Source organism: Nereida sp. MMG025, from assembly GCF_021654165.1.
Lineage (GTDB): Bacteria > Pseudomonadota > Alphaproteobacteria > Rhodobacterales > Rhodobacteraceae > Nereida.
This window is the reverse complement of sequence record NZ_JAKFZN010000002.1, coordinates 510,463-524,133: the sequence shown is the minus strand read 5'-3', so window position 1 is coordinate 524,133 and position 13,671 is coordinate 510,463. Positions and strand designations below refer to the sequence as shown.

Here is a 13,671-nt window from a genome sequence, read left to right as displayed (position 1 = left end):
CCGTTAGGCTTTGTTTGGTTGGAATGCACTGCCACCAAGCAGAGCCCCGTATATGATAAAGCAAAATGCCATAGCGCGCCGCACCCAAAGGTTCATGACAGCGCCCAAAGCCAGCTTGCCAAGGCCTGCGCCAACCGCGGTATAGCTTGTGTAGCTCAGTGCAGTGATCGTCAGTGCCGTGGGCATAATCACACCCATCTGCGACCAGATCGGCACATCCGGCTGCACAAATTGCGTGAATGCCGCCAGATACCCCGTCACCGATTTCGCGTTGATCGTCGCGATCCCGAGCGCTTGAAGATAGACCCCACCGCGGCCCTCAGGCGTGCGGATCGGTTTGCGCGAGGCGCGCCACCCGCGCAGGCCTAAATAGATCAGGAAGGCCGCGCCAATAACTTTCGCGGCGGCAAAGACTTCGGGGGCGCTGACAAGAAGGGCCGCCACACCTGCCGCTGACAAAAGCATGAACACGGTCGCTTGTGTGAGGATCGCAAGCACGCCCCAAAGCGACGGCAAAAATCCAAGTGTCATTCCGTTCTGGATACAATTCACTGCATTCGGGCCAGGCGTGGTTACAAAGACGACCCAAAAACTAGCGAATATGATCCACGCGTGAAACGACATCAGTAAACAGGGGGCGCGATGACCCAGATGACATCGCATTTTTCAGGATAAGGATTGGCCCAAAGAAACGGCTCGCCCTTGATACGAAAGCTGTCACCCGCACCAAGTTTGAACGACTGCTCCCCGATAGAGAGGTCCAGGCAGCCGCTGATAACGTACCCCACCTCTTGGGTGGGGCGGCACACCGCTGCGCCAAGCTTTGCGCCTGATTTGAACGAGGAATAGACCACCTCGAAATCGTCAGTCAGATCGGGGGAAAGCAGTTCTTCGACAAGTCCGGCATCCCGCGATCCGATGGGCCGGCGATTGCCTGCACGCACCACATAACCCACCTCGGACGCTTCGGCATCCGCCCGAAACAGGCTGGAGACAGACACATCAAGGGCCGCTGCGATCTCGCGCAGATCATTGATTGAAGGATCCGACTTGTCGCGCTCTACCTGGCTAAGCCAACCAACAGACCGGCCAAGTGTTTCGGCAAGATCTGTCAGCGTCAGTCCCCGTGCCTTGCGCAGGGCGCGAAGATCAGCGCCCAAGGTTTTGGAAGGAGAATGATGCAGCACGTCAGAACCCCGTGAAAAAATCATCTATAATTTCACGTAACCGCAATTCTGTGAGTCTGCCAAGCCTTTTTTACACCATGCGCTATCGCGCGAAGGTTGCCTTCAAAAGCGCGGTCATTTCTTGGGCATCTTGCGATGTAAAGGCATCTGGTTGGTCACTGTCGATATCGAAAACACCAAGCAAATCGCCTGATGTGTTCCAAACGGGCAGCACCAATTCGGACCGCGTAGAAGAGGCACATGCGATATGCCCCTCAAACGCATCAACATCTGGCACCAGTTGAACCTGCCCCGTGCGTGCCGCAGCCCCGCACACCCCACGAGAAAAGGGGATCACAAGGCATCCGTGGCCGCCCTGATAGGGCCCGATCTTCAACAAATCTGGCGCCACCACGCGGTAAAACCCCGTCCAGTCAAACCGATCGTCCGAATGATGCACCTCGCACGCAAAGGTCGCCATCAGCGCCACAATGTCATCTTCGCCTTCGGTCAGGGACGCCAACGTTTGACCAAGCGTTGCGTAGTCCACCCTCATAGACGTTCAATGGCGATGGCCGTTCCCTCGCCGCCTCCGATGCAAATGGCAGCCACACCACGTTTGAGACCCCGTTTTTCCAACGCATTCAAAAGCGTCACGATAATCCGCGCACCCGATGCGCCAATCGGATGACCAAGCGCACACGCCCCGCCATTCACGTTGACGATGCTATGTTCCAATCCCATCTCGTGCATGAATGCCATTGGAACGACAGCGAACGCTTCGTTGACCTCCCAAAGATCCACGTCGTCCTTGCTCCATCCGATCTTGGCCAACAGCTTTTGGGCTGCAGGCACAGGTGCAGTGGTAAACAAGTTTGGCGCTTGGGCATGGCTGGCGTGGCCGACGATACGGGCACGCGCATGAGATTTATCCGCGCTCAGCACCAGTGCCGCAGCGCCATCCGAAATTGAACTGCTGTTGGCAGCCGTCACCGTCCCGCCCGCGCGAAAAGCAGGTTTAAGGTGCGGGATTTTGTCGGGACGCGCGTTAGCCGGTTGTTCATCCGCCGCGATCACGCTTTCGCCTGTCCTGCTGCGCACGGTGACAGGGGCAATTTCCCCATCAAAGGCATCCGCGTTTTGCGCATCAAGTGCGCGGGTCAAAGAGGCCAATGCATATTCATCCTGAGCGCTGCGTGTGAATTGAAAGCTCTCGGCGCAGTCTTCGGCAAATGTGCCCATCAAGCGGCCCTTGTCATATGCATCCTCCAGCCCATCAAGAAACATGCTGTCTTGCATGGACTGGTGCCCGATGCGCGCGCCGCTGCGCATTTTGGGAACAATGTAAGGGGCGTTGGTCATGCTTTCCATACCGCCGACAGCCATGGTCTGCGTGTGTCCAAGTGCGATTTGATCGAAGCCGATCATTGCCGCTTTCATGCCAGAGCCGCACATTTTATTAAGCGTGGTCGCAGGCACCTCTTCCGCCAATCCTGCAGCAAACCCTGCTTGGCGTGCAGGTGCCTGACCCTGCCCTGCAGGCAAAACACAGCCCATCAACACTTCATCAACACAAGATTGCCCCGCCTGCACAAGCGCAGCCTTGATTGCCGCGCCACCAAGCTCGGCTGCGCTCAATCCTGCGAACGCCCCTTGAAACCCTGCCATCGGTGTGCGCGACGCGCCTGTGATAAAGACATCTTTCATAAAACTCTCCCTATCCGATTTGCGGTGCTTACCAAATCGTAAGACTTACTCTCTAGCCTGCATGCAAAGCCCAAGTGAGGACCGCCCATGCAGTTGGACCAAAGAACCGTCGGCGATGCAATGATCATCACCGTTAATGAACCACGGATCGACGCGCTATGCGCAATTCAGTTCAAAGAACAAATGCGCATCCTGAGTGCAGACGCGCCCCAACGTGTGCTTCTGGATTTGGGGCAGGTTGATTTTATCGACTCAAGTGGTCTTGGCGCGATTGTAGCCGCCCTAAAACAAATGAATGACGGGCAGTCACTTGAATTGGCGTGTTTGTCCGAAACTGTTCAAAAGGTCTTTCGGCTGACCCGTATGGACAGCGTATTCAAAATTCATGCGGATGTGCCCGACCTGGGCAGTTGTGATGCTTAGCTTGGCGCAGGTTGTAAGCCGTCACTTCCTGCCCGATCCCGTGATGATCCACGAACCTTTCCGCACCCGGTTTGCGGCGGACGAAACAGCCGTCCGCCGCGCCCTTGCCCTCCTTTTGGTCGAGCTTCGCAATCATCCGAATTGCGATCGGGGCGCTTGCGAAATTGTCGTTGCGGAAGTTCTCAACAACATCGTCGAACATGCATGCAATGGTGGTGAGGACGGATGGATCGAATTATGCTTTGCAGCAAACGAGACAGCCACCCTTTTTACCGTTTCAGATAATGGCGTCCCAATGCCCGATCTTCGACTTCCACCATTGAAAAACCCGATCATTGATGGGGCGGTCGGCGATTTGCCAGAAGGCGGTTTTGGTTGGGCATTGATACACACGTTAACCCAAACCCTTACGTATAAACGAACCGCAGGTGTGAATACGCTGACTTTTGAGATCGCGGCATACTCGATGTCTGAATGATACATCCGATGCACATGGACGCGATACGGATTTAGGCTACACTTCAGTCTCTGCTAAATACCGATGGAGCTTTCATATGCGTGACTTTCACTTTCCGGGCCGCTCGCCAGTCTTGGGCCAAGAGGCGATGGTGGCGACGTCACATCCTTTGGCTGCGCAGGCTGCTCTGTCCATCTTGGATAAAGGTGGCAACGCAATGGATGCAGCCATCGCAGGCGCCATTCTTTTAGGATTTTGTGAACCGCAAATGACAGGTCTTGGCGGTGATTGCTTTGCACTGTTTTCACCCGCAGGAACAGATGAGATCAAGGCATTCAACGGATCAGGGCGCGCGCCAGCGGGCCTTTCGGCACAGGCGCTGCGTGATGAAGGCCACACCGTAATCCCGCCCTACTCGGCAGCAGCGGTTACAATTCCAGGGGCCGTTGACGGGTTTTGCACCTTGTCGAAAGACTGGGGCTCATTGCCTTGGGCGGACCTGCTGACCCCGTCGATAAAATACGCCAAAGAGGGTGTCCCCGTCGCAGCGCGCGTCGCGTTTGATTGGCAAAACGATGAAGGCACGCTTCAAGGCGATGCCCGCGATCAATTTATGCCAAGTGGCACGCCACCTAAGGCGGGAGACGTGTTTAAAGATCCCCGCCAAGTGAAACTACTGGAGGTCCTTGCCGCCGATGGACGCGATGGGTTCTACAAAGGCGCAGTCGCGCAAGAGATGGTTGATACACTCAACCAGTTTGGCGGCACCCATACTCTGGACGATTTCGCGCGCGCCAAGGGCGATTACACCACCCCCGTCAGCAGCATCTATGGCGATCTTGAGGTTGTGGAACATCCGCCAAACGGCCACGGTGTGATTTCGAACCTTATGCTGAATATGCTCAAGCGGTTCGAGATCTCCAACATGGATCCCTTTGGCGCAGAACGCGCACATATTGAAGCCGAGGTCGCCAAACTGGCTTATGATGCGCGCAATCGCTTCGTCGCGGATGGCGGCGATGCAGCCGATTACCTGATGGCGCAAAGCACCGCAGACAAACTTTGCGACCTTATCGATCCAAAGCAGGCGATGCCTGATCCCAAAGCGATAAGCGAACAGGTGCATAAAGACACGATCTATATCACCGTTGTGGACAAAAACCGAATGAGCGTGTCGCTGATCTATTCGATTTTTCATGGTTTTGGCTCAGGTATTTCGACACCAAACTACGGGGTGCTTTTCCAAAATCGCGGTGCAGGCTTCACGCTTGAGGCGGGCCACCCCAATGAGGCGGCAGGCGGCAAACGCCCGCTGCACACGATCATTCCAGGCATGATCCGCAAATCGGGCAGGGTTATTATGCCCTTTGGGGTCATGGGCGGGGCGTATCAACCCAATGGCCATGCGCGACTTGTCAGCAATATGGTGGATTTCGGGATGGACCCACAAAGCGCAATAGATGCGCCGCGCAGTTTCTCGGACGCGGGCGCCTTCAAGGTTGAACGCGGATACAGTGAAGCGGTTCGGCGCACTCTTGGTGAGATGGGACATTCCGTCGTTGTCCCCGATACGCCGATTGGCGGCGCACAGGCGATCCTGATCCATGACAACGGTGTTCTGGAAGGGGCATCTGACCCACGCAAGGACGGCTGCGCGATTGGGGCATAAAACAGGACGCCCGCTTTAGTTCATCTGAAACTGAAGCGGGTAACTGCCATCGTGGAATGGACCAAACAAATCATCCAGATCGGGGTGCCCGACAGGTTCGCCAGAGTAATCTGCCACAAGGTTCTGCTCGGACACATAAGCCACATAGTAGCTTTGATCGTTCTCAGCCAGCAAATGGTAGAACGGCTGATCTTTCACAGGGCGGCTGTCTTCGGGGATGGCGTCATACCACTCATCGGTATTCGAAAATTCGGGATCAACATCAAATACCACACCCCGGAAGGGATGCTTGCGATGGCGCACAACTTGGCCAAGGTGATATTTCGCGCGTGTTTTCAACATATGTTGTGTCCCCCACGGGCCGTGAGTAAACGTCGAAAGGGCACGAGTCTAGGGTTTGGCCCGTATTTTGAAGGAAACAGTTTGTGAACCTCGCCCTAACAGTTTTGGAAATTACCGCGCCTGTGTTCTTGTTGGCGTGCATCGGATTTGTTTGGGTCAAGCTTGGGTTTGAGTATCGCGTGGCCTTTGTAACAAGGCTTGCGATGACTATTTCGGTGCCCTGCCTGATCTTTGTGGCGCTGATGGAAACGCAAATTCCACCAGCGGCTTTAACCGCTTTGTCGTTGGCATCTGTGCTCGCCTACGGCGCGGTGACGCTGTTGGTGTGGATACTGGTTGTCGCCCTGAAACTGAACAAACAGACGTTTATGGCGCCATTGATCATGGGCAATACGGGCAATCTGGGACTGCCACTGGCCTTGTTTGCCTTTGGCGATGTCGGACTTGGATATGCGGTTGTCGTGTTTGCAATCATGGCGATTTATTCCTTTACCATCGGGATTTACATGGTTTCGGGCGGCGGATCGCCCGCCAAGATGTTCAAAGAGCCGGTGGTTGCCGCCACGCTTTTGGGCGCGCTTTTTCTTTGGCAAGGCTGGCAAACACCGACCTTTTTGACAAATGCGCTACGCCTTACCGGTGACATGGCGATCCCGATGATGCTGATCACACTGGGTGTTGCCGTTGCACGCCTGACGCCTGCGCGTTTGCCTTTGGCGATAGGGCTGGCGGTGGCCAAGCAGGTCATCTGCATCGGGTCCGCAGCAGGCATCGGCATCTGGCTTCAGCTTGAACCAGTGGCGCTTGCTGTTCTGATCTTGCAAGTCAGCACGCCTGTCGCTGTTACCTCTTACCTTCTCGCCGAAAAATATGGTGCGGATGCGCAATCCGTTGCGGGGCTGGTCGTCGTCTCAACTGTACTGTCGCTCATCACAATTCCGCTCACCTTAGCGTTTTTGGTCTGATTTGCTGTTGCAATGCTTTGCGCAAGCCATCGCGTCGGGTTATACTGCCTGCAACAAAACCCGAAATTGGGATCAGGCAAATGAGCAGACTGACTAAGGCTATCGTACTATGCGTTCTTGTTGCGGCATGTGGCAGCGGGAATTATTCGGCCCCACGCAATTTGGACAACGCATGTAGCATTCTGGCACAGCGCCCAGGTTATCTGAATGCGATGAAGCGGACCGAGCGCAAATGGGGTGTGCCTGTGCATGTTCAGATGGCCACGATTTACCAAGAAAGCAAATTCATAGGCAATGCGCGCACGCCGCTGCGCTACACGCTTGGCGTGATCCCGATGGGGCGTCAAAGCTCTGCTTATGGTTACAGCCAAGCCCTTGATGGCACATGGGAAGAATACCAACGCGATCAACGCGCGTTTCGTGCCAAACGCGATGACATCGACGATGCGACCGATTTCATGGGCTGGTATATGGCACAAAGCCGTGATCGTTTGGGCATCCCGCTAACCGATGCACGCAACCAATACCTCGCGTATCACGAAGGTCGCACGGGCTATGCACGTGGGTCGTATAACGCGAAACCTTGGTTGATCCGCGTTGCTGGTGAAGTTGGGCAACGCTCGATTAACTACCGCAGCCAGCTGGCCAGCTGCGGCAAGGCCTAAGCGATTATCAATTCCAATTTTGGGCTTCTTGCGTGATGTTGAACAGGCGCGCACTTAGGCTGCCGCCCTTTTGCAAATCACCCAAGATGACAGTGGTCTGACTGCCCGTATCGTCGGTAATCACCCATTGGCGTAACTCGGTCGGGTTGGCGGTGAACACCAGCTGGATGTTGCCATACTGCGGGTTTTCGGGGTCTTGCGCTTTGACTGTGGTGGTCGCCCCGTCGCTGGTATGCCCCACAACCATATTGCGTTTGGCCAGATCGACGTTGCGCTCAAGGATCAGGTTAAGCGGTGTGCGCTTTAGTGGGTATTGATCAGGATTGTTCACACCCTTGCCATCGAACACAGCCACCTGACCGCCACCCGCCATCACAAGTGTTTTTTCTGGCGGGTTATATTCAAAGCGGATCCGCCCAGGACGTTTGATATAAATCGTCCCCGTCGAGATTGTGCCATCAGCGTTAATCTGGGTGAATTCACCCTGTGCTGTCTGCATCTTGTTCAGGTAGCTGGACAACGCATTAAGCGAGATTTTTTCGGCCGCCGCTGGCAGAGCCATCGCCACTACAAAAGCAGCACTCAAGATCAATTTCATCGGTTTCATAACTCTCTACCTATGCCTCGTCGTTTCGGTTTGCACCGTTTGATATGGGCATAGGGCATCATTTTGCCGAGTGTTAGGCAATAGCATCGCCTAACACATTGTTTTGATGGTAAGTTTATTGCTGCTCGGGCACAAGGATTTCGCGTTTGCCCACATGATTGGCAGGCGAAACAAGTCCTTGGTCCTCCATCTGTTCCACCAGACGGGCCGCCTTATTGTAGCCAATCGCCAGTTTGCGCTGAATGTAGCTGGTCGAACATTTGCGATCTTTGATCACGATCTGCACCGCGGTGTCATAGAGCGCATCTTCGCCGTCGGTGTTGCCGCCAGTGTTCAGGCCAAGCACCGCATCAATGTCGCTTTCCTTATCACTGTCGGGGCCATCAACCACGCCGCTCATATATTTTGGCGGGCCAAAGGCTTTGAGGTAATTGACGATTTCCTCAACCTCTTCATCCGAACAGAACGGCCCATGCACACGCGTAATTTTCGAGCCGCCCGCCATGTAAAGCATATCACCCATGCCAAGCAGTTGTTCGGCGCCCATCTCGCCTAGAATGGTGCGGCTGTCGATTTTGCTGGTCACCTGGAACGAAATCCGTGTGGGAAAGTTCGCTTTGATCGTGCCAGTAATCACATCAACCGACGGACGCTGCGTCGCCATGATCAGGTGAATCCCCGAGGCCCGCGCCATCTGCGCAAGGCGCTGGATACAGGCTTCGATTTCCTTGCCTGCAACCATCATCAGGTCGGCCATCTCGTCGACGATCACGACGATATAGGGTAGGACTTCGGGCTGGAATTCTTCGGTCTCAAAGATCGGCTCGCCCGTATCATCGTCAAACCCTGTCTGCACCGTGCGGCTGAACAGTTCACCTTTGGCCAGCGTGTCGCGCACACGGCTGTTGTAGCCTTCGATATTGCGCACACCCATCTTCGACATCTTGCGATAGCGTTCTTCCATCTCGCCCACGGTCCACTTGAGCGCGACCACGGCCTTTTTGGGATCGGTCACAACAGGGCTCAGCAGATGGGGGATGCCATCATAGACCGACAGTTCCAGCATCTTGGGGTCAATCATGATCAGGCGGCATTCTTCGGGCGTCAGCTTATACAGCAGCGACAGGATCATCGTGTTGATCGCAACCGATTTACCCGAACCCGTGGTCCCCGCAATTAGCAAGTGGGGCATTTTGGCAAGGTTAGCCACGATGCTGTCACCACCGATGTCTTTGCCAAGGGCAAGCGGCAGCCGCATATTGCTGTCGCCAAAGTCCCGCGCACTCAGGATTTCGCGCAGCACCACCATCTCGCGGTTTTCGTTGGGCAACTCAATCCCGATGACCGAGCGGCCAGGCACAGTCGAAACACGTGCCGACAGCGCCGACATGGACCGTGCAATATCGTCCGACAATCCGATCACGCGGCTTGCCTTCAAACCGGGCGCGGGCTCAAGCTCATACATCGTGACGACGGGGCCGGGGCGCACCGATACGATCTCGCCCTTCACGCCGTAATCATCCAGCACGCTTTCCAGCATGCGCGCGTTTTCTTCCAGTGCCTCATCCGACAGGTGATGACGCTCAACGGTATCGGGCGCGCGCAACAGGTTAAGTGGCGGCAATTCATAGTCGGCAGCGTTTTCCTCAAACTGAAGTGCAGGCTGCGCTTCAGCTTTGGCCCGTGTGGATGGTTGCACAGGTTTTTTGACAGGATGCTGCACAACGCTTTTGGGCGCAGCGACGGGCGCGGGCATTGGTGCCACAGGATCAATGGCGGATTCGGCCATTGGCGGTGCAACGGGTGCAGGTGCCATTTCTGGCATCATGACCACCGGCTCGCTTGGCAAGGCCGTTTCAATTACGGGGGCGGCCATGGGTGCGGTATCCGCGATCAGCGGGTCTGGCCCACGGCGCGTGACCTGCGGCTCAACACGCACAGCGCCTTGGCCTGGTGTCTGACGCACGCGGTTTTTGATGGCATCCGAAATACGGGCCTGCACGCGATCATCGGTTGGCGCAGCGGCCAGATTTACGCTTAGGGCAGGTTCAACCAACTCTGGCTCTGGCATTGGTGCAGGCTTGGGCATCAACCGCGCCAGCAAACCGGCTTTTTGCTCTGGCTCAGGCGCAGGGCGCGGATCAGCCACCAAGGGCGCGGCCGCTTGGGGGATCGGCGCAGGGCGCGGCGTATGCGCAGGGGCAAAGGCTGGATCAGAGCGCACCACATTGGCGACACGTGCCTTTTCATCAGGTGACGGCACAAGCGTTTCAGCATGTGCATAGGCCACTTCTTCGGCCCGCATTGCTGCGCGTTCTTCGCGTTTGGCCGCCTGTGCCTGCGCCATTTTGCGCGCTGCAATCGCCGCGCCAGACGCACCCTTGCCCAACAGTTTGAGCACCTGCGCATACGTCATGATCAGACCAACCAGCAAAAAACGTGTCACAAGGCGCAGCTCTGCCTTGATAAAGCCAAGCACGAAAAGACCCATTGCAAGGCTGCCAGCAGCCAAAACAACGGCCATCAACTTTACCCCAATAGCGGCTGAGAACGGCAGGATATTCAACAAAACAGCAAGCGCCGTTTCACCGAACAAGCCCCCCAGACCGAAAGAATGTGTCCATTCCGAAGGGGGCGTCAAAGTGGCGCCGTACATTGCCGCAACAGCAACAAAAATAGGGAAAAAGATCAGACGTCCAATGGCGCGTTCCTGTCCGCGGTGCAGCATAAACCGCGCGCCCCATGCAAAGAACACCGCCGGCAATGCCCACGCACCTTTGCCCACGATCATAAACAGGGGCCCTGCAATGGATGCGCCGAAGCGGCCCAACCAGTTTTGCACGGGTGCATCTGTGGCAACCATGAATGACGGATCAGTTGGCGCATAGCTCCACAACATGGCCCATGTCAGAACGCCAGCCAAAAGCAGGCCGATGCCTACCAATTCCAGCCCGCGTTTTTCGATGGCGGCTTGCATATTGGTATCCAAAAGGGGGTCGCGTCCGCGTGTTTGAAAAGCCATTCCTGTTCCTCACGTATAGATGCAGTCGCGAAGGGCGATAAGCCCGCGCTGCATGTCTTCTTTTGGGGCCACCATCGCGACCCGAATATATGTCTTGCCTGGGTTGTGGCCGTCCACATCACGGCTCAGATACGCACCTGGTAAAACGCGCACGCCTGTTTTGGTCCACAATTTCAACGCCGCATCCTCGCCATCTGCAACAGGCAACCACAGGAAAAACCCTGCCTCTGGGCTGATGTAGTCAGGCACATCTGCAAAAATACTGTCTGCGATTTCGAACTTTTCGGCGTACATCGCGCGGTTTTCGATCACATGGGTTTCATCCGACCACGCCGCGGCGGCCGCATGCTGCAGCGGCAATGGCAACGGCGCGCCCGCATAGTTGCGAAGCTGTTTGAGACGCGCAATGGATTGTATACCCCCCATCACAAAGCCCGAGCGCAGGCCCGGAAGGTTTGATCGTTTGGACAGTGAGTGAAACGCCAAGACGCGTTCGGGGTCAGCACCCATCGCTGCGGCCACTTCCATCGCGCCCTTGGGTGGTGCGTTGCGATAAATCTCTGAATAGCACTCGTCTGCCAGCACTTTGAAATCATGCTTTTCCGCCAAGCTGATCAGTTCACGCAGATAGCTTTCCGACGCAACGGCCCCCTGCGGATTGGACGGCGAACAAATATAACACAGCGCCACACGGTCCAACACATCTGCAGGCAAGCTGGCGTAGTCGGGCATAAAACCCGTCTCGGCGGTTGCTGCCACGTAGACAGGCTCGGCCCCCACGCTCAGCGCAGCCACAGCATAAACCTGATAAAACGGGTTGGGCGTCAGAACGACTGGGCAATGTCCGTTTTTGGTTTCAGGGCACAGCGCCATTGCAACGTTATAAAGCCCCTCGCGCGTGCCGTTCAGCGCCAAAACCTGCGTGCCCGCGTCCAGCTTAACGGCATAGCGTCGTTCGACCCAAGCCGCGATTGCCGCCAGCAATTCAGGCGCACCGTCGTTGGGCGGATATTTGTTAAAGCCCGCCGCGTGCTGCGCGATAATATCGCTGATAAATGACGGGAATTTATGCTGAGGCTCTCCGATGGTCATCGGCACAGTCGGACCGCCCGCTTCATGCACATCCAAAAGGGCGCGCAAACGCGGGAACGCATAGTCCGGAAGGTCGGTAAACCGCTCGGGATACATCAATACTGCCTCAAAATCGGGATCGTTAATGCCCCGTTAGCGCTCATTAAACCAAATCCAGAGCGCCGCGTCCAGAAAAAGGCTGCATCTTGAGTGTATTATGTGGCTTTTACGCCAAGACGCGTTCGGCGGCAGCGGCCACACGCAGCAGCCGCGCATCATGATTTGCGGCAGCGTTCAGCATAATTCCCGTGCTTGGGACGCCTGTGGGCAGCGTAATTGCACATCCACCCATCAAATTCCCAACGCGCGTGTTGCGCAGTGTCATAAGATTGGCATGTTTGAAATACGCAGTATCACTTTCAAGCCGCGCGAGGTTGGGCGGCATGATCGGGGCCGATGGCATGATCACCGCGTCAAACCCTGCGATCGTTTCGGCCCAAAGGGCGCGCGCCACGTCCAACCGCTGCCACGCGGCAACATAGTCCGAGGCAGCAACGTCCTTACCCTGCTCAAAGCGCGCGCGCACATTGTCGAACATTTTATGCGGTGCCGCTTCGATCATCTGGTGCCAGCGACCATAGGCTTCTGCGGTGTAAAGCGTAACTGCATCCTCAAACGGGCCGCGCAGTTCGGGCGCATCAAAGGCAATGACCTGCACGCCTGCAGCTTCAAGCGTTGCAATGGCCTGCGCATAGGCATTGCGTGGCGCCTCCTCTAAATCGTCCAGCACGATTGTTTGCAAGGCGCCGAACCGCATGCCTTTTAACGAAGCACCGCGCAAATCGACCGTGCTGCCCCCCATCACCGCATAAAGCGCGGCGGCATCTTCTACCGTGCGTGCCAAAGGGCCGACCGTATCGAACCTGGCGCATAGGTCCACAACACCACCAAGCGACACCTGCCCGTGGGTGGTTTTGAAACCGACCAGATCGTTCCAGCAGGCAGGAATGCGCACGGATCCGCCCGTGTCAGAGCCAATCGCCCCTGCCGCCAAGCCAAAAGCCACCGACGCTGCCGCCCCCGAGGAAGAGCCCCCTGCGACCGCTGCCACATCATTCACGCAGGGTGCCGACGCCGTCATCGGGTTGTAGCCAAGCCCTGAAAACGCAAGTTCCGACAGATGCGTCTTGCCCAGACACACCAATCCCATCGCCGTTGCGTGGTGCAGAACCTCTGCGTCCGCCGCTGGCACGCGTCCTTCCAAAAGCCGCGATCCCGCTTCGGTCGCAACACCGGCGCTGTCAAATAGATCCTTCCACGACACAGGCACGCCATCCAGAGGCGACAGCCGACGCCCCTCCTTGGCGCGGCGCTGTGCCGCCGCCGCCTCTGAACGTGCGCGATCGGGCGTCTGCCGCGCGTAAATCCGATCGGCAAATTCATGCGCTTCAATCGCAGCCAAGAACACATCACACAGGGCCATCGGATCGATCTCGCCACGCGCAATCCCCACCCCAAGCTCTACCGCCGTCATCTTTTGCCACTGGTGCATCGTGCCCTCCGTTTGGCTGTCACCC

14 protein-coding genes are annotated in these 13,671 nt (G+C 56.5%); 5 read left to right on the top strand and 9 right to left on the bottom strand.

Annotated features, from left to right (window positions below; all coding sequences use genetic code 11):
• Positions 1-3: 3 nt before the first annotated feature.
• The 4 genes from L1065_RS08680 to L1065_RS08665 all read right to left on the bottom strand — a co-directional run bounded on the left by L1065_RS08680 (position 4) and on the right by L1065_RS08665 (position 2,873).
• The gene (locus tag L1065_RS08680; RefSeq protein ID WP_237095067.1) at positions 4-624 is read right to left on the bottom strand and encodes a LysE family translocator; all 621 of its coding nucleotides are present in this window, start codon (positions 622-624) and stop codon (positions 4-6) included.
• Positions 624-1,184 (bottom strand): helix-turn-helix domain-containing protein, encoded by a 561-nt coding sequence (locus tag L1065_RS08675; RefSeq protein ID WP_370641162.1) that lies wholly within the window; start codon positions 1,182-1,184, stop codon positions 624-626. Before L1065_RS08675 ends, L1065_RS08680 begins: the two co-directional genes overlap by 1 nt.
• Before the next feature lie 85 nt (positions 1,185-1,269).
• Positions 1,270-1,722 carry a GAF domain-containing protein gene (locus L1065_RS08670; RefSeq protein WP_237095065.1) on the bottom strand — a complete coding sequence of 151 codons (453 nt, stop codon included), beginning with the start codon at positions 1,720-1,722 and terminating at the stop codon, positions 1,270-1,272.
• Positions 1,719-2,873, bottom strand: coding sequence for an acetyl-CoA C-acyltransferase (locus L1065_RS08665; protein WP_237095064.1), 1,155 nt, complete (start codon positions 2,871-2,873; stop codon positions 1,719-1,721). The genes L1065_RS08670 and L1065_RS08665 overlap by 4 nt, the downstream gene beginning before the upstream one ends.
• A gap of 87 nt (positions 2,874-2,960) precedes the next feature.
• On the opposite strand from L1065_RS08665, the gene L1065_RS08660 reads away from it, so the two are divergent.
• The 3 genes from L1065_RS08660 to L1065_RS08650 all read left to right on the top strand — a co-directional run bounded on the left by L1065_RS08660 (position 2,961) and on the right by L1065_RS08650 (position 5,422).
• A complete protein-coding gene (locus L1065_RS08660; protein ID WP_237095063.1) occupies positions 2,961-3,296 on the top strand; it encodes an STAS domain-containing protein in 336 nt (111 codons plus the stop codon).
• Positions 3,297-3,339: 43 nt separating this feature from the next.
• On the top strand, positions 3,340-3,774 hold the full coding sequence (locus L1065_RS08655) for an ATP-binding protein (RefSeq protein ID WP_237095191.1): 435 nt from the start codon (positions 3,340-3,342) through the stop codon (positions 3,772-3,774).
• A gap of 76 nt (positions 3,775-3,850) precedes the next feature.
• Positions 3,851-5,422: a gamma-glutamyltransferase family protein gene (locus L1065_RS08650; RefSeq protein ID WP_237095062.1), complete on the top strand. Its 1,572-nt coding sequence runs from the start codon at positions 3,851-3,853 to the stop codon at positions 5,420-5,422.
• Between the two features lie 15 nt (positions 5,423-5,437).
• Here the strand turns inward: L1065_RS08650 and hspQ are convergent, their stop codons facing one another.
• Positions 5,438-5,764, bottom strand: coding sequence for a heat shock protein HspQ (gene hspQ, locus L1065_RS08645; protein ID WP_237095061.1), 327 nt, complete (start codon positions 5,762-5,764; stop codon positions 5,438-5,440).
• Between the two features lie 83 nt (positions 5,765-5,847).
• Between hspQ and L1065_RS08640 the strand changes: the two genes are divergently transcribed.
• Together L1065_RS08640 and L1065_RS08635 are read left to right on the top strand one after the other, a co-directional pair.
• Positions 5,848-6,729, top strand: a complete 882-nt coding sequence (locus L1065_RS08640; protein ID WP_237095060.1) for an AEC family transporter — start codon at positions 5,848-5,850, stop codon at positions 6,727-6,729.
• A gap of 80 nt (positions 6,730-6,809) precedes the next feature.
• Positions 6,810-7,394 carry a lytic transglycosylase gene (locus tag L1065_RS08635; RefSeq protein WP_237095059.1) on the top strand — a complete coding sequence of 195 codons (585 nt, stop codon included), beginning with the start codon at positions 6,810-6,812 and terminating at the stop codon, positions 7,392-7,394.
• 7 nt (positions 7,395-7,401) lie between these two features.
• Here L1065_RS08635 and L1065_RS08630 read toward each other — a convergent pair whose 3' ends face one another.
• The 4 genes from L1065_RS08630 to L1065_RS08615 all read right to left on the bottom strand — a co-directional run bounded on the left by L1065_RS08630 (position 7,402) and on the right by L1065_RS08615 (position 13,646).
• On the bottom strand, positions 7,402-8,001 hold the full coding sequence (locus L1065_RS08630; RefSeq protein ID WP_237095058.1) for an outer membrane lipoprotein carrier protein LolA: 600 nt from the start codon (positions 7,999-8,001) through the stop codon (positions 7,402-7,404).
• Between the two features lie 115 nt (positions 8,002-8,116).
• Positions 8,117-11,023 (bottom strand): DNA translocase FtsK, encoded by a 2,907-nt coding sequence (locus L1065_RS08625; RefSeq protein ID WP_237095057.1) that lies wholly within the window; start codon positions 11,021-11,023, stop codon positions 8,117-8,119.
• 9 nt (positions 11,024-11,032) lie between these two features.
• Positions 11,033-12,211, bottom strand: a complete 1,179-nt coding sequence (locus tag L1065_RS08620) for an aminotransferase class I/II-fold pyridoxal phosphate-dependent enzyme (protein ID WP_237095056.1) — start codon at positions 12,209-12,211, stop codon at positions 11,033-11,035.
• A 109-nt stretch (positions 12,212-12,320) separates the two neighbouring features.
• Positions 12,321-13,646 (bottom strand): amidase, encoded by a 1,326-nt coding sequence (locus tag L1065_RS08615; RefSeq protein WP_237095055.1) that lies wholly within the window; start codon positions 13,644-13,646, stop codon positions 12,321-12,323.
• Positions 13,647-13,671 lie beyond the last annotated feature (25 nt).